The sequence below is a fragment of the Pseudoalteromonas sp. T1lg122 genome, from assembly GCF_002964825.1.
Taxonomy (GTDB): domain Bacteria; phylum Pseudomonadota; class Gammaproteobacteria; order Enterobacterales; family Alteromonadaceae; genus Pseudoalteromonas; species Pseudoalteromonas gelatinilytica.
On record NZ_PQCG01000031.1, the window covers coordinates 117,060 to 133,612 of the forward strand.

General features: G+C 40.9%; 15 protein-coding genes and 1 other RNA gene. 9 read left to right on the plus strand and 7 right to left on the minus strand.

Going from position 1 to position 16,553, the window contains the following annotated elements; genetic code table 11:
- The first annotated feature begins 365 nt into the window (after positions 1–365).
- From petA to C2M33_RS11410, 5 genes are all read left to right on the plus strand, one after another.
- The gene (petA, locus tag C2M33_RS11390) at positions 366–956 is read left to right on the plus strand and encodes a ubiquinol-cytochrome c reductase iron-sulfur subunit (RefSeq protein ID WP_063702692.1); all 591 of its coding nucleotides are present in this window, start codon (positions 366–368) and stop codon (positions 954–956) included.
- Entirely contained in the window at positions 956–2,221 is a 1,266-nt protein-coding gene (locus C2M33_RS11395) for a cytochrome b (RefSeq protein ID WP_063702690.1), read from the plus strand. Before petA ends, C2M33_RS11395 begins: the two co-directional genes overlap by 1 nt.
- Positions 2,218–2,955: a cytochrome c1 gene (locus C2M33_RS11400; protein WP_063702688.1), complete on the plus strand. Its 738-nt coding sequence runs from the start codon at positions 2,218–2,220 to the stop codon at positions 2,953–2,955. The genes C2M33_RS11395 and C2M33_RS11400 overlap by 4 nt, the downstream gene beginning before the upstream one ends.
- 79 nt (positions 2,956–3,034) lie before the next feature.
- On the plus strand, positions 3,035–3,661 hold the full coding sequence (sspA, locus tag C2M33_RS11405) for a stringent starvation protein SspA (protein ID WP_063702686.1): 627 nt from the start codon (positions 3,035–3,037) through the stop codon (positions 3,659–3,661).
- Positions 3,661–4,101, plus strand: a complete 441-nt coding sequence (locus tag C2M33_RS11410) for a ClpXP protease specificity-enhancing factor (RefSeq protein WP_063702684.1) — start codon at positions 3,661–3,663, stop codon at positions 4,099–4,101. Before sspA ends, C2M33_RS11410 begins: the two co-directional genes overlap by 1 nt.
- 65 nt (positions 4,102–4,166) lie before the next feature.
- On the opposite strand, the gene dolP is transcribed toward C2M33_RS11410, so the two are convergent.
- Genes dolP through C2M33_RS11430 form a run of 4 tightly spaced genes read right to left on the minus strand, consistent with a single transcriptional unit; the run spans position 4,167 to position 7,639 of the window.
- The gene (gene dolP / locus C2M33_RS11415; protein ID WP_063702681.1) at positions 4,167–4,733 is read right to left on the minus strand and encodes a division/outer membrane stress-associated lipid-binding lipoprotein; all 567 of its coding nucleotides are present in this window, start codon (positions 4,731–4,733) and stop codon (positions 4,167–4,169) included.
- On the minus strand, positions 4,733–5,320 hold the full coding sequence (locus tag C2M33_RS11420; protein WP_063702679.1) for an SIS domain-containing protein: 588 nt from the start codon (positions 5,318–5,320) through the stop codon (positions 4,733–4,735). Before C2M33_RS11420 ends, dolP begins: the two co-directional genes overlap by 1 nt.
- Before the next feature lie 32 nt (positions 5,321–5,352).
- Complete coding sequence (locus tag C2M33_RS11425) at positions 5,353–5,724, minus strand: YraN family protein (protein WP_063702677.1); 372 nt, start codon at positions 5,722–5,724, stop codon at positions 5,353–5,355.
- 37 nt (positions 5,725–5,761) lie between these two features.
- On the minus strand, positions 5,762–7,639 hold the full coding sequence (locus tag C2M33_RS11430; protein WP_105174488.1) for a penicillin-binding protein activator: 1,878 nt from the start codon (positions 7,637–7,639) through the stop codon (positions 5,762–5,764).
- A 61-nt stretch (positions 7,640–7,700) separates the two neighbouring features.
- Between C2M33_RS11430 and rsmI the strand changes: the two genes are divergently transcribed.
- Together rsmI and rnpB are read left to right on the plus strand one after the other, a co-directional pair.
- A complete protein-coding gene (gene rsmI / locus C2M33_RS11435) occupies positions 7,701–8,558 on the plus strand; it encodes a 16S rRNA (cytidine(1402)-2'-O)-methyltransferase (protein ID WP_063702673.1) in 858 nt (285 codons plus the stop codon).
- A 42-nt stretch (positions 8,559–8,600) separates the two neighbouring features.
- An RNA gene (gene rnpB / locus C2M33_RS11440) (RNase P RNA component class A) lies at positions 8,601–8,952 on the plus strand.
- Between the two features lie 661 nt (positions 8,953–9,613).
- Here rnpB and C2M33_RS11445 read toward each other — a convergent pair.
- A complete protein-coding gene (locus C2M33_RS11445; RefSeq protein ID WP_233999169.1) occupies positions 9,614–10,753 on the minus strand; it encodes a helix-turn-helix domain-containing protein in 1,140 nt (379 codons plus the stop codon).
- 267 nt (positions 10,754–11,020) lie between these two features.
- Here C2M33_RS11445 and C2M33_RS11450 point away from each other — a divergent pair, with 267 nt between their 5' ends.
- Positions 11,021–13,360, plus strand: a complete 2,340-nt coding sequence (locus tag C2M33_RS11450) for a M20/M25/M40 family metallo-hydrolase (RefSeq protein WP_105174490.1) — start codon at positions 11,021–11,023, stop codon at positions 13,358–13,360.
- Positions 13,361–13,673: 313 nt separating this feature from the next.
- Positions 13,674–14,000 carry a hypothetical protein gene (locus C2M33_RS21345; RefSeq protein ID WP_233999171.1) on the plus strand — a complete coding sequence of 109 codons (327 nt, stop codon included), beginning with the start codon at positions 13,674–13,676 and terminating at the stop codon, positions 13,998–14,000.
- Between the two features lie 204 nt (positions 14,001–14,204).
- Here the strand turns inward: C2M33_RS21345 and C2M33_RS11460 are convergent, their stop codons facing one another.
- Both C2M33_RS11460 and C2M33_RS11465 read right to left on the minus strand, forming a co-directional pair.
- On the minus strand, positions 14,205–15,770 hold the full coding sequence (locus tag C2M33_RS11460; RefSeq protein WP_105174491.1) for an MASE1 domain-containing protein: 1,566 nt from the start codon (positions 15,768–15,770) through the stop codon (positions 14,205–14,207).
- A complete protein-coding gene (locus C2M33_RS11465) occupies positions 15,757–16,386 on the minus strand; it encodes a response regulator transcription factor (RefSeq protein WP_063702666.1) in 630 nt (209 codons plus the stop codon). The genes C2M33_RS11460 and C2M33_RS11465 overlap by 14 nt, the downstream gene beginning before the upstream one ends.
- Positions 16,387–16,553 lie beyond the last annotated feature (167 nt).

The window sequence follows — 16,553 nt, forward strand, 5'->3', positions numbered from 1 at the left end:
TTTAGCAAAATTAGCTTAAATCCATCAGTTAATTGATGAAATTTTTTGCTACAATTGGGGGGCAAGTAATGTGAGTGAGTTCAACAACAGCTAATGCAGAATTCTGTTTCCTCTTAGTGAGGTTGATCTTGGTCAGTATATTGTTTTTTTATATGCGTTATCATAACCAGCGGCTTCATACTCGAGCTAACCTAAATTAATAATTCATTAAATCGGGTTTATTCGAGCATGAGACTGTGAATAACCTTGTTTTAATCAAGGGTTTTAATTATGATCGCGTCTATTTTGAAATTTCTAAAAATTAACCTGCTGTAACTGATGTTCTCAATATGGCAAGTGTTGGGAATCATAGTGGAGATAAGTGGATGAGCAATGCGCCTGTAGACAATGGCCGACGTCGCTTTTTAACCATAGCTACCTCTGTTGTTGGTGGTGTTGGTGCGGCTGGGGCTGCTGTTCCTTTTATTGCGTCTTGGAATCCAAGTGAGCGAGCTAAATCTGCGGGTGCGCCTGTAGAAGTAGATATCAGCAAGCTTGAGCCAGGGCAATTAATACGTGTTGAGTGGCGAGGAAAACCTGTTTGGGTTATTAATCGTACACCAAAAATGCTTGAACAGATGAAAGAACATGAAGGTCAACTTCGTGATCCTGCATCTGAAGAGCCTCAACAACCTGAATCATCAACAAACGAATACCGTTCTCAACGTCCTGAGATCTTCGTTGCTGTTGGTATTTGTACGCACTTAGGTTGTTCTCCTAGCTTCCTACAAGGTGGCTTTGGTGAAAAAGTAGAGGGCACAGACGACGGTTTCTTCTGTCCGTGTCACGGTTCTAAATTTGATATGGCTGGTCGTGTATTCCAATCTGTACCTGCACCATTAAATCTAGAAATCCCTCCGTATACCTTCCTTGATGACACGACTATTCTAGTCGGTGAAGAAAAAGGAGTGGCGTAATGTTTGGTAAAATTATTGGTTGGATCGACGATCGTATTCCAATGACACGTGTTTGGAACATGCACATTGCACAGTATCCAGCACCAAAAAACTTTAACTTCTGGTACTTCTTTGGCTCACTAGCCATGTTAGTACTTGTTAACCAAATCGTAACTGGTATCTGGTTAACAATGAACTTCGTACCGTCTGCTGAAGGTGCTTTCGCATCGGTAGAATACATCATGCGTGATGTTGAATACGGTTGGTTACTTCGTTACCTTCACTCAACAGGTGCATCAGCGTTCTTTATCGTTGTATATCTGCACATGTTCCGTGGCATGATCTACGGTTCTTACCAAAAACCACGTGAACTACTGTGGTTATTCGGTATGTTCATCTTCTTAGCGCTTATGGCTGAAGCTTTCATGGGTTACTTACTTCCTTGGGGACAAATGTCTTTCTGGGGTGCACAGGTAATCATTTCACTATTCGGTGCGATTCCGGTAATTGGTGATGACTTAACGCTTTGGATCCGTGGTGACTACGTAATTTCTGGTGCTACGCTTAACCGCTTCTTTGCACTACACGTAATTGCATTACCTTTAGTAATCGTTATCTTAGTATTCTTACACATTGTTGCACTACACGAAGTGGGTTCAAACAACCCAGATGGTGTTGAAATCAAGCGTAAGAAAGGCACTGTTGCTGAAGAAGATAAGCCTAAATTTAAATTCCACGAGTATTACACCAACAAGAAAGACATTGTTGATGCAATCCCGTTCCACCCTTACTACACAGTGAAAGATATTGTGGGTGTGGTTGGTTTCTTAATCTTATTCTGTTGGGTTGTGTTCTTTATGCCTGCGATGAATGGTTTCTTCTTAGAAGCGCCAAACTTCGAAGCTGCTAACCCACTGAAAACACCAGAGCACATTTTCCCTGTTTGGTACTTTACGCCATTCTATGCGATTCTGCGCGCTATCCCAGATAAACTAATCGGTGTTATCGCGATGGGTGCATCTATCGTAGTGCTTGCGTTACTACCTTGGATTGACCGTGGTTCGGTTCGCTCTATTCGTTATCGTTGTGGTTTCCATAAACTTAACATCGCACAATTCGTGGTAACGTTCGTTATCTTGGGTTGGGTTGGTGCTACACCACAAACTGATTTCAAAACGCTGTTATCACAAATCACGACTGTGACATACTTCATGTTCTTCGTATTGTTATTTGTTTACAGCAAGAATGAGAAAACTAAGCCATTACCAACGAGGTTGACGAAATGATGAAAAAGCTAATTATCGGTTTATTCGCATTGTTGCCATCGTTGACAATGGCAGCAGGTCCTTCGGTTCCTTTAATGGATGCGAACATTGACCTGAAAGACAACGCGTCTTTACAACGTGGTGCTAAATTGTTCATGAACTACTGTCTTGGTTGTCACCAAATGCAGTATCAACGTTATGAGCGTACGTTCCGCGATATCGGTATTCCTACTGAAATTGGTCAAGAGCAACTAATTTTTGATGGCTCTAAAGTAGGTAGCCACATCAAGAATGCGATTGATAAAGATGACGCAGCTAAATGGTTTGGCGCAGCGCCACCGGATCTTACGCTTGTAGCGCGAGTTCGTGGTACTGACTGGATCTACACTTACCTGAAGTCATTCTATAAAGATGAATCTCGTCCGTTTGGCGTAAACAACGTTGTTTTCCCATCGGTAGGTATGCCACACGTTCTTCAAGAACTACAAGGTTTACCAACACCAATCACTGAAGAAGTGGAAGAACACGGTCACACAGTGACTAAAGTTGTTGGCACTGAAACAGATGGTTCAGGTGAAATGAGTGACGACGAGTACGATCGCGCTGCTCGCGACCTAACTAACTTCTTAGCTTACGTTGGCGAGCCGTCACGTTTAGAGTCAGAAGCGATAGGTATTAAGGTAATTGGTTTCCTAGTGATTCTATTTATCTTGGCATTCATGCTGAAGAAAGAATACTGGAGAGATGTTCACTAATCCTGGGCATTTTGAAAGGTAATTTTGTAATAGGGGCTTAAGCCCCTATTGCTGTTTTTGTAATATAATGGAGGTAGGCATGGCCGTAGCTGCCAATAAGCGCCCTGTAATGACCCTGTTTTCTGGTGCTAACTGTATGTATAGCCACCAAGTACGTATCGTACTTGCTGAAAAAGGTGTAAGTGTTGACATTCACCTGGCTGAAAAGGATAACCTGCCAGAAGCACTTCATGAGATTAACCCTTACGGTACAGTACCAACACTGATCGATCGTGAGCTTGGTTTATATCAGGCAAACATCATCATGGAATACCTTGATGAACGTTTCCCTCATCCTCCACTAATGCCAGTTTATCCGGTTATGCGTGGCCGTAGTCGTCTGATGATGCATCGTATCGATACGGATTGGTATAGCCTAGCTAACAAAATCACTAGCGGTAGCAGCGAAGCTGCGCAAGCACGTAAAGAGCTTACAGAAGCGTTACTTGCAATCGCACCAATCTTCTCTGAAGCACCTTACTTCATGAGCGAAGAGTTCAGCTTAGTTGATTGTTATTTAGCACCGCTACTTTGGCGTTTACCTGAGCTTGGCATTGAGCTTACAGGCGCAGGCGCAAAAGAGCTTAAAGAATACATGTTGCGTTTATTTGAGCGTGAATCATTCCAAGCTTCACTAACTGAAGCTGAGCGTGAGATCCGTTTATAATGACGCCTAATCGTCCTTATTTACTACGCGCCTTCTTTGATTGGATTGTTGATAATCAGTGCACACCTCACTTAGTGGTGAACGCTGATTTTCCTGCTGTACAAGTACCAACACAGTTTGTGCAAGACGGTCAGATCGTTTTGAACATTAGCCCATCAGCGGTAACACAATTTGCAATGGACAACCAACAGCTTAGCTTCAATGCGCGCTTTGGTGGTCAACCAATGCAAGTGTATGTACCTATGGGTGCTGTGCTCGCAATTTATGCACGTGAGAATGGTGAAGGGACTGTATTTACTGCAGAAGAATTCATCGAGGACGAAGACGATTTTGCTCCGGTATTAGAAAGTGTTGAAACAGCTGACGATATTACGCCAGATGATGAACCACCAACTAAGCCAGAGAAGAAAAAAGGTGCTCACTTACGAGTGATTAAGTAACCTTATTCAAATAAAAGAAAACCCGCTATTAAGCGGGTTTTTTATTATTAATTAATGGGTTGGCGTTACAGATATTCAAACACTTTAATAACACGTTCAACGCCTGATACGTTACGTGCTACATCAACCGCTAAATTCGCTTCAGAATCGCTCACTAAGCCCATTAAAAAGACTTCGCCATTCTCTGTTACTACTTTGATGTTATTGCTGCTGATGCTCTCTGTGGTGAGTAATTGCGTTTTCACCTTAGAGGTTAACCAAGAGTCGTGCGTTTGCGTGCTCATACCAATATTTGAACCAATGCGAATTTGGTTGTGAATTTTACGAATACCATCAACGCCTTCAATAGCACGTTGTGCTTCATCTTTCATTTCTTGGTTAGCTACTTGGCCGATCATTAGCACGATACCATTAACGCTGATAACGTTAACGTTGGCGTACTTGTGAAGGCGCTCGTTTTCACTAATAGCGATAGAGCTTTTAATTTCGATGTTGTTATCGTCAATTTGCGAGCCAATTGTGCGGCGATCATTCGCGGCAGTTACAGCACCCGCTGTACCAGCGACAACAGCAGCTGCACAGCCTTGCAGCAATAAAACGGTACCAAATACTAGTAAAGACTGTTTAAACATTAATTTTCTTCCTGTGGGAATAAGGTTAAATCGATAAGCTCACTTAGGCAGTGTAAATTCACTAAATGCGACTCAACAATGCGGCTTGGGCGTTTTGATGGCACACGAATTTCAACGTCATTTGGACCAAGTAAGCCAACTAATTCACCACCATCATCGCCAACAAGCACAATCACTTTCATATCACGGGTTAGCGCCGCTTCGACCGCTGAGATAATTTGCTTTTCATTACCATTCACGGCAATCGCTAGTAAAAGATCGCCTTGCTGTGCAAATGCACGAATTTGTCTTGCAAAAGTTTCGTGCTCATCATTGTTTGCAATTGCACCTAAGTTAACTTGCTCTTGTGCGAGCGCAACAGCGGGTAGGCAAGGGCGCTCGGTTTCATAAAAGTTAATTAATAGCCCTGCCATGTGCTGTGCCAACATATGACAGCTTGGGGTGCCACAACAGAGCAATTTATTGCCGTTAATAAGGCTTTGTGCAATTGTGAACGCTGCTGACTCAAGTGCACTTGGCAACACTTCACCCGCTGCTATTTGAACCTGAATATTTTCGGTAAAGATTTTTTTAATCGTTTCTTGCATAACCTACCAAATTAAGCCGACGCCAAACGGCGTTAGTAAACATTTTTAAACCAGTTTAGGGTGCTGTTAAGCTCTCCTGTAATAGCAACATAATCTATCCGCATTGCCTGGTTTGAGATCTTTTTCTCGGCAAGATAATGGCTAATAGTACGCCTTAATCGTTGCTGCTTTTGTTTGCTGAGCGCATAGTTTGCACCACCACGCAGGGCGTTTTTTCTAAATTTTACTTCTACAAAAACCAATGTTTGCCCGTCACGCATTATTAGGTCGAGCTCGCCGTACTTGCATAAGTAATTGCGCTCAATGGCTTTTAAGCCATGTTGTATTAAATACTGTTCTGCCTGATGTTCGTAATACAGGCCTTTTTCGCGGCTATTTTGCCACAATTGCTTAAACCACGACATAGCTTCATCCTTGAGCTAATACCACATTCTAAACGGTTTACTCGGCGGCATTGATGCCAATAGCAGATTGCATAAATAATGGGATTGGCTGCTCCGTTGCCAAATCAACCGCAATGATTTGCTTGTCTTTATACTGCGCCCAATCCAAAGAACGAGTAACGTAACCATTGCTGGCAATGCTTAACTGCCCACTAATACCGCTAAAGCGTTTGCCTTGTACCATGCTCAGTTGTTTTACATCACCGAGCATGCTGGCTGCATCGAATGCCATAGCGAATAAACGTTGACTTATATCGGCATTCTCAGGCCATAAACTTTCGTACTGCTGGCGTAAATTATGTTGTGAGATTTGACCGTCTAGCATCCAAGGTAGTTCCGTAAAATAAAGGCCATCTAAATCGCCTTTATCGGTTCTATCGATTTGTTTACTGTGGCTTTTTGAGCTGGCATAAAGCGGAATACGCTCAGCAAAAGTACTCACGTTAACGTCTAAATAAGGTTTGATTAAGCGCGTTTCGGTTGCATCACCTAAAATATAAATCACATCAACATCGCTGCGAGAGCGAGTTTCGCTTTCAACTTCTTGCTTAAATAAAGACTTAACTACATTGATGCGCTCTTTACTTTGGTCTACTTCTAATAAGCCCGTAATGGTTTTTGGCATATCTTCTTTGCCAGCGTAAAAGCCAATTTGCGGTTTTACTTCGCTGTAACGTTGCCATTGTGTATTGAAGTATTCAACTAAGCGTTGCCCATTACTGTTATTTGGGGCCAATAGCATCGGCTTTTGATAGCCTGCCGTTAAAAATCGCTCTAATGCTTGCTGAACTTCATGTTCAGGACTTAAAGCGAAGAAAAAGTGCTGCTGTGAAATACGCTCACCATCAAAGGTGTTTAAATGCATTACCGGGTAATCAACCAGTGTTTGTGCGCTAGTCAGCTTTTCGATATTGCTTTTTAGTAGTGGGCCAATAACAAAATCAGCATTAAATTCACTGAGCTTAAGTGAAATTTCAGCGGCTGATAGCGACTCATCAATAAATAATGTTTGCTCTAATGACTGTCCATCTAGGGCCGCAAGCACACCGGCTTTTAAGGCATCACCTAAACGTTCATTAGCGCCAGATTGAGGAATAAGCACAGCTAAACGGTTTACATTTAATGGCTCAATCTGAACTAGCTCAGTTACTTTTTTTGGCAGTACTTCAGCAGCTGGGTGGCCTGGATAACGACGCAGCCAGTTATTCATTGCTTGATGAAGCTCAACAGGCGCACCTAAATACACTTGATGATAAAGCGCTAGGTTAACCCAACCTTGCTGCACAACAGAGCCACGATTAAAGCGCTCAAGTGCATACGAAGAAAGTTGAGTTAGGCTTTGCCATAAATCTTTGTTTAAATTCGCAACGGTAAAGTTATTTTCGCTGCTAAGTGTTGATGCTTTAAAGAAAAAAGGCATCGCTTGTTTTGGCATCCCTTGCGAGGCATAAACGCGCGCGGTTAAGTATTGGTGCCAAGCTTGATGCTCAGGTTGGCTCAATTGTGGCTCTAGTTGTTGTAACTGAGCTAAAGCTAAGTCGCTTTTGCCTTGATGCTCTTGCGCAAGGGCAATGTAAAGCTTGTTTTGAATTTGGTCGACACTAGGAGTCGCTTCAAGCTCAAGGCAAATTTTTTCGAGTAGCGGCCAACGTTCTTCACTAATTGCTGCATCACGTGCAGTGTATAAAAGCTGGATTTTATCGGCGCCTTGTCGATTTAGCGCCGCTTGGTACATAGATTGTGCGTCGGTTAGCTGTGATAGCGCAATACTCGATTGGCTCGATTGATTTTCTGCACTATTTCGAGGTTTTTCGGTTGTGCTACAAGCCGATAACCCTGACAATACAATTAATAGACTAACAAGTTTAAGTCGCACAATGATTTCCCGATACGTTAACGCGATTTGCTTATATTACTGACTGACGCAGGAGACCTCAATGTTAAATGAGGACAATTCAGATAAAATCGGCACTCTTTACATTGTTGCCACGCCTATTGGTAACTTTGATGACATCAGCCAGCGTGCCATCCAAACCCTATCTGAGGTTGACTTAATAGCCGCTGAAGATACTCGTCACACAGGAAAGTTGTTAAGCCATTTTAATATCAAAGCAAAAACCTTTGCTTTACATGACCATAACGAGAAACAAAAAGCGCAACAAATTGTTGATTGGTTAGAGCAAGGAATGAATATTGCGCTGGTATCTGACGCCGGCACGCCACTGATTAGCGACCCAGGTTATGCGGTGGTTAATTTATGCCGTGAACAAGGCGCGCATGTTACTCCGGTGCCGGGAGCATGTGCTGCAATTACCGCTGTGTGCTGTTCTGGTTTGCCGACTGATCGTTTTCAGTTTATTGGTTTTACACCAGCAAAGAGTAAAGCAAGACAGAGCTTTTTTATCGAAGCGGTAAACTCAGGTATTACTAGCATCATGTATGAAAGTACCCACCGTATCATGGCGAGCCTTGATGATTTAGAAGAAGCACTCGGTGCAGAACAGCTAGTAGTGTTTGCTAAAGAACTGACTAAAACTTTCGAAACCTTTTTCAATGGTACGGTTGCCGAGTTAAAACAGTTTTTAACGGATGATCCAACTAAGCAACGCGGTGAAATCGTATTGATGCTACCGGGTAAAGCGAAGCAAAGTGACGATATTCCAGAAGATGCGCGCCGCATGCTCGGTTTACTCGAGGCCGAAATGCCACTGAAAAAAGCTTGTGGTGTTGTGGCTGAGTATTTTGGTTTGAAGAAAAACGCACTTTATAAAGCAATTATTGACGAAAAAGGCTAATTCTTTACTGCATAGACGTGCGCGCTCAGGTATACTGCGCGCCGAGTCAGCCGAGATAATCGCTGCCTGCAACGAAAATGCGCAGGGGGAGGAAAGTCCGGGCTCCACAGGGCAGGGTGCCAGCTAACGGCTGGGGGGCGCGAGCCTACGACAAGTGCAGCAGAGAGGAGACCGCCAACTTCGGTTGGTAAGGGTGAAAGGGTGCGGTAAGAGCGCACCGGGCCACTGGTAACAGTTGGTTGCAAGGTAAACTCCACCCGGAGCAAGACCAAATAGGGTTCCTTATGGCGTGGCCCACGTTGGAACCGGGTAGGTTGCTTGAGCCATAGAGCGATTTATGGCCTAGACGAATGATTATCCACGACAGAACCCGGCTTATTGGCTGACTCACCAAATTACTCAAGAGCCTCGGTAAATACCGAGGCTTTTTGCTTTCTAAACCTTTACGTAATTAAGAAAACCCACTCCGCTCATACAAAACAGCGGCTTATTGGCTGACTCATCAAATTAAAGAAAGCCCACAGTGAAAACTGTGGGCTTTTTGCTTTTTAGGCGGAGAAAATCCACTCCGCGCATATAAAACAGCGGCTTACTGGCTGACTCACCAAACTACATAAAAGCCTCGCAGCAATGCGGGGCTTTTTGCTATCTACATGGACACAAAATTAAGAAAATCCACTCCGCGCATATAAAACAGCGGCTTATTGGCTGACTCACCAAATTACATAAAAAGCCTCGCAGCAATGCGGGGCTTTTTGCTTATTGCATGGACACAAAATTAAGAAAATCCACTCCGCTCATACAAAACAGCGGCTTATTGGCTGACTCACCAAATTAAAGAAAGCCCACAGTGAAAACTGTGGGCTTTTTGCTATCTGCATGCTTTGCTACTTAAGACTGAGCTCGATTCTCCAGACATATTCAAAATGAGGAATTATGAGCAGTCGTTGTTAATAAACTTACGGCTGATATCTATGAAATCATCGAAATTACTTCAAACCATTTACTTCTAATAATAAAGAAGGTTGATTTAGTTTTTGAGCTCAACTGTTTGATTAGCCGCCTTTCTTAAGGGAGTCTTCGCTTGCTTTTTGGGAGCGAACTAATTTTTTATATTGCCCAGGTGTTTGGTCAGAATGTTTCTTAAATTCGGTATAAAATGAAGATTTACTATTAAAGCCTACCTCATATGCAATATCGATTATTGCCATGTCAGTTTCACTTAAAAGGCGCTTGGCTTCCGTTATTCTAAACATGTTTACTAACTCATAATAGTTCCCTTGAGTTTGCTGATTAATTATTTGTGATAAGTGGTGCGTAGTTAGGTTGAGCTTTGACGCAAGTAGCTTTAATGAAATGGTTGCATCTTTATAAATTCCGGTTTCCAGCAGGGCTGTTAAATCACAAATAACCTCAGATGCCTTTTTATTTGTTACTGAAGAACGGTATGGTTTATTTAGTTTCGAGCCTTGTTCCGTTGATTGAAAGTCATTGATGTTGTGATGTTCTTTATATGACTTGTTTGTAGAAGCTTGTGACCATGGGTGTCCCCAAATTGGTAGGTATTCATAGATAATAATTGCCAGAATAAGCATGGCAATGGTGACTATAGATAAAGCCCAAGTGAATTCACCTGGCAGCCTGATAAGGAAAAAAACAAATACGAGGGAAATGCACACACACATACTAATAAGTGCAGTTTTTAACTTGGTAATTTCCCTAAGCACATCCGTTTTCTTTTGATTTAGTTTGGTGTTTAGCTCCCGCCAGATTAATTGGAAGTAGAAAACTCCAATAGTCGCGATAATCCCAAAACGAGTAAAGCGCATTGGCGTCATTGAAAGTAGCCAGGATCTGTTCGTATTATCTAAAAATTCTATTTTTTCGTGATAATCAAGTACGTTATAAGGCAGCATAAGTGCAAGGTAAATCAATGGTAACAATAAATGCTTTAAGTCATTCTTATTGAATTCACTGTTAAGCCTAACGGATGATTTAAAAAATAAATAAAAAAATATCGGAATAGAGGCTGACAAAGGCCCAGAGAAAGAGAGAACGTATACTTTCCACTCCCTTATATTTTCTTCGAATAAAGCAAGCTCCAGCAGCAGGCTAATAAAGCCTAGCATCATCATCGTAAACATGGCTTTGGCTTTACTATTTTGGTGCGTACTTACTATTGCTCTTGCAATCATAAAGCAGCCAACGGCAATAGCTAGACATAAAATTATGGTTATTAGCTTCATCGTAGTTCAGCACGCTTATGCATTCTAATGCCTGTTTGATTAATGCTCATTTTGTGTCGTTTATAAATAGTTACTAAGGTCTGAATTTATCGGGGTGGTTCAACACTTTGTTTTTAAAGTGAATTTACTTGGTGTTTGCCGATTGAAACGGTCGAGTATTTTACTTCACCTTTATAAGATAACTGAGCTGTATTTAAAATAAAAGTGTGATAATTAATGAATAGTAATCTGAATTCGTCTAAAAATTTTACTTGGTTGTTTTCTGTGCTAATGATAGTGCTGGCTATTTTTGTGGCGTTCTCTGCACAATTGCCTTCGGCGGACAATTACCAAAGTGGCAATGAAAAAGAGTTCTCCCAGCAAAATGCATTGAAGCATCTTAAAGTTATCAGTGCCGAGGCACATTATGTCGGGGCACCTGCTCATACTAAAGTGCGTAAATACTTAGTGGATGAATTAGAAGCACTTGGCTTAGAGGTTGAAACTTTCAAGCACCTATCGACCCACGGTCGCAGAACTGTTGCTGCATATACTAATAATATTATTACTAAAATTAAGGGTACTACTGAGGGGAAAGCTCTCGCACTTGTATCACATTATGACTCTGGTACTCACTCATCTTTAGGTGCCAGTGACGCAGGGAGTGGTGTGGTAACTATACTCGAAGCTGTTCGTACCTTTCTTGCCAATGGAAAACAACCAACTAACGATATAATCATCGTTTTGACAGATGCAGAAGAGCAAGGCTTATTGGGTGCTGGTGCCTTTGTTAATTTTCATCCTTGGGCGAAAGATATCGGCTTAGTGCTTAATTTTGAAGCCAGAGGGTCAGGTGGACCAAGCTATATGCTGATCGAAACCAATGGTGGTAATAAAAGGCTTATCCAAGCGTTTAGAGAAGCTGATATTAACATACCCGTCGCTAATTCTTTGATGTATGCCTTGTATAAGTTGTTACCCAACTCGACTGATTTAACGGTATTTAGAAAACAAGCGGATATTGATGGTTTAAACTTTGCCTTTATCGATGATCACTTCGATTATCATACAGTCCAAGACTCTTGGGAAAGAATCGATAGGGAGAGCCTTAATCATCAAGCTGATTACTTGATGTCATCACTCAACTACTTTGCGTATGCAGATCTTAGCCAGTTGAAATCTGAACAAGACATGGTTTATTTCAACTTCCCTGGCTTAAACATGGTGATATACCCTAATTCATGGGTTACACCTATGTTGTTATTTGCAACACTGTTATTTGTATTACTCTGCTATTACGGATTTAAACAAAATTCGCTAACGATTAAGCAAGTGGCCCTTGGCTTTGCGCCTCTTTTCACATCATTGGTCCTCGCAGGTTCTATAGGATATTTTGGTTGGCAATTACTATTGTCGCTTTTTCCTCAGTATGCCGATATTCCACACGGCTTTACTTATAATGGCCATTGGATTTTAGCCTGTTTTGTCACTTTCACCTGCGCTACAACACTTTTCATTTATCAACTGTTTAGTAAAAAACTGTCGAGTAGTAACCTGTTCGTTGCCCCTTTAGTGCTTTGGCAATGCGTGAATGTAATGATTGCTCTTATGCTACCTGGCGCAGGATTTTTTATTCTGCCACTCTATTTAGCTCTAGCCTGCTTTGGATTAAATATTTTTAGTCAGATTGAACGACCTAAGCAGCTCATGTTAGCAACTTTATTAGTAATACCTTCAGTTATGCTTTTAGCTCCTTTGATTCCTCTACTTGTTATTGGGTTAGGACTAAAGATGAGTGTGATAGGTACCCTACTAACCAGTATGACTCTTATTTTACTGGGACCGGTTTTTTGCAACTACCCTAAAGGGAATAGACTAGCCATTGTTTTTAGTATGTTATCTCTACTCTTTTTAGTTATATCGGTCGCTCAGTCTGATTATACAGAGGAACGCAAAAAGCCAAATAGCGTGAATTATGTCTATGATCAAGATACCGATAGTGCCTTTATGATCAGCTACAATCGTACCCTAGATGCATTTACAAACCAGTTTTTTGATAAAGAGTCATCAGCAACAACTTGGGATGAATCGATCTATCCACAAAGCAGGCGAACAAAGGTGCGCTTTTACCAAGCAACGGACAAACTCGACGTTAAGGCAGCTAAAGTTGAAGTTATAAAGGATGAACTTACCGATAAATCACGAAAATTAGAGTTATTAATTAGCCCACAGCGAGAGGTTAATATTATTCAACTTGCCAGCAATAACGAAATGCCTATAAGTAAGTTGTCGGTTAATGGCCAAGCATTTAATAGCCAAGCTTTCAGTAGCGAACCAGGAGCAGTAAAAGAAATTAAAAAAGGCTTTTTCTTTAAGTATGTATTAACTCACTCTCATGAAAAAGTAAGTGTAGAGCTCGTTGTTCCTAAAAATACAGAGGTATCATTAAAGGTATTCGAAACATCATTCGATTTGCTTGAGAGACTAGATGATGTTCAAGCAAGGGATTCAATATATATGCCAGAGCCTTTTGTGATAAATGATGCCGTTATTATTGGCCAGTCTGTGAAAATTTAAACTTAAGATATTGAAAAATTTATTTTAAATTATTTTGATAGAAGCTGTTAATGGGTTGGTTTACTCACTAATTTTCAAAGAAGCCTCGGTATTTACCGAGGCTTTTTGCTTTCTAAAAGAACTATGCTTAGCGAAACCTTCAAACCAAGTCGAAATTTTTGCTCTTTATTTTGTGAGGGCACTCTTAAGTTGTTTGATTATTATTTGCAAACTAGGAATTTTTCTTAGCCACACTAAGAAAGTCACTCATTACCATAACGGCTTGTTCTTTATATCCTTTAAATCTAATTTACTTATACTTAAAGGATTAAAAATGAGTGTTATTGAGGGAAGTACTAAGGAATTTGGCAATACCACTATTCTACTTCATAGCTTGGGCTCTTCTTGTTACAGAATTGAATGGTATAGCCGAATGACGGGGGCATCGACGAGTTTAGCAAGGCTCAAGCAAGACAAATACGTTGTTATTCGAAAATGGGCGCAAGTTAAAAATATGGCTGATGTCTCGAGTGAATTTAGTAGTCGAAATAGCGCCTTGATACATTTTCTAAATAACGTTGATATTGTTAAATCCAATGATGACTGGATCAGTGCCGCTAAGCAGCATTGTCTTAACTGTTTGTTGAAAATGAAGGACTAAAGCCAGTAACTAAAGCGAGCTTCCCTAAACCGAGGTTACAAGGGGCAATTGGTAAAGAAGTTGTAGTTAAATCAAAGTTGGGAGAAAGGGAGATAGCGCATGGCTTGTTGTTACAGCTTATAGGCAATCAAGCTGAAATACAGCTTGCGAACATTAAGAAAAAATATCTTACCAAGCAGGTTTATTTAAGGTAACTAGTTGTATTCAAATATCAAAATACACTTCAATTTTAAATCCATCTATTTCAGTAATTGTGTATGTACCGCCAAGAGCAATAACTCGCTCTTCAATAAATGATAACCCGTAACCACCAGACTCCTGCTGTGTGGTCTTGGTTTTTCCATTATCCATAATCGTAAGGCGAATATAACGTTCGTGAGCCGCCAATCTGAGCCTTAGCTCTGTGGCTGTACTGTGTTTGATGCAGTTTGTGACCGCTTCTTGGCAAATTCTGTAAACAGCTGTTTGATGTTCATCTGATATTGCTGAATTTAAGTTTATTTCAGCTACGTATTTGATCGATGCTTTACTTAGCAGAGACTTAAAGCGTCCTTCTTTAAGAGCTTGTTCTAGCCCAAGCTCATCAAGCTCTCTAGGTCTTAGGTGATGCATAATTTGATAGACAGAGTCATACATCGCTTTTGCATTTTCTTTTAGGCCTTCAACGAGGGCATTTTCATTATTTCGTTGCGCTATCGAAAGCACTGTCAGATCAGTTTTAAGTGCAGTTAGATTTTGGCCTAATTCGTCATGGAGTTCTTGAGATAAGTACTTTCGCTCATTTTCTTGAACAGTCACCATACGTTTAGCGAGCTGCTTATTTTTCTTAAGCAGCGCCGTTAGTTTTTCGTTGCTGGCTTGTAGCTGATTATTTTTGATCTTTAATTCGTTAGTGGCGGTGCCGATTAGCAAGCCAGTTACGGAATTAGCTAAGATAAATAATTGGCTAATGTAAGTATTGGTCGCATCTTGTGTGAGGCCTGCTTGTGCAACGATCAGCACATTACTTACCAAGGCACTTGCTATCGCCCCTTTAATGCCAAATTTATAAGAGAACCAAATTACCGGCAGAAGGGAGCATAGGCGTAGCAAGGGGTAAAGATCTGAGTGATTTAGGTAACTCACTATGTAAATAAGCGCCAGTGCGAATAAGCTTAATAAAATAACCGCATGATGCCGAGAAAACATACGGCTATAACTTTGGCTAAGTAACAATAATGCTGGAGCGACTAACAATGTACCCGTCAGGTCACCTAAAGTCATATTGAGTTGATATTGTAATACTTGCTTGCCTTTCAACCAGGTTGTGAATTCAAAAGCGCTCGAGAATAAAAACCATTTAAAAGAAGCTGAAATAACGGCAAGTAAAATTAGCGACAATGCACCTGAATTAGAGGTCACTTTTGGCGGCCAGCGGCTTTTCTTAAAGCTGTAGACAATAGCCATATAGGTTAATTCTTGGAAGAAGCCGTGAAATAAATCAAAGCTCCATCCGCCATTGTAATAGACACTTAAATACGACGCATAAAGTCGAGAAGCAATCCAAAGCATTGGCCATAATCGCACAGGCAAAATTACAAAGAATGCAAGCTTCACCCCCGCTGGCAGGTAAATAGCGCTACTTTGGGTGACGGTTTCTAAATGATTACTCACCCAAGAGGATAAATATAAAGCAAGAAAGTAAAGCGCAAACACCAATAACTGGTTAAATACTTCAGTTAAAAAACTACGTGAAGCGTACTCTTTTGAGACGAGCTTATGCCAGTTCATCAAGCGTGATCATCCCGGAATCTATGGCAATTTTTAATAATTCAAATGAATTACTGACTTCAAGTTTGTTGTATATATTCGTTTTATGTACGTGGGCTGTTTTTGGCATCATATCAAGTTGTTGGGCAACTTGTTTAGCATTTAACCCTTTAGCAAATAAGGGGAGTGCTTCTTTCTCTCTTGGCGTTAAGAAAGAAAGTTTGCTTGCTGGGGAAGTGGTATTAAATTTCACATCTTCACTGATATAGCGCCCTCCATTGATGACGGCATTAACCGCATCAATCAAAGCATCAGATGCTGAGCGTTTAGATACATAACCTTGAGCACCGAGTTTTAATGCGTTGCTAACATAAGGTTCGTAGTCATACATAGAGGCGACGATGGTTTTTATGTCGGGGAAATAGGTGTTTAAATAAGCAAGAAATGCGAGCCCATTTTCACCGTCATGCATTGATATATCAACAATAAATACATGGGGTTGCTCTAAGTTAACAGCAAGTTTTGCTTCAGTGACTGAGCAGGCTTCTATGACAACTTGCCATCCGGCTTGTAGCTCTAATAGTTTTTTAAAGCTATCTCTAACCAGTTGATGATCTTCAATGATTCCAATTCGCATAATCCCTCCATAGATTTTTATTATATCCTCAATTCAATGAGTTATGTCTAGGAATTATTCTTATATAAATGAAACACTGGTTCATATGCAGTGACTAAAACAGGACTACACAGTAGGAATAGTTCTAGTTTAAACGCTATATTTTCTGAATCGTTGTGATTATTGAT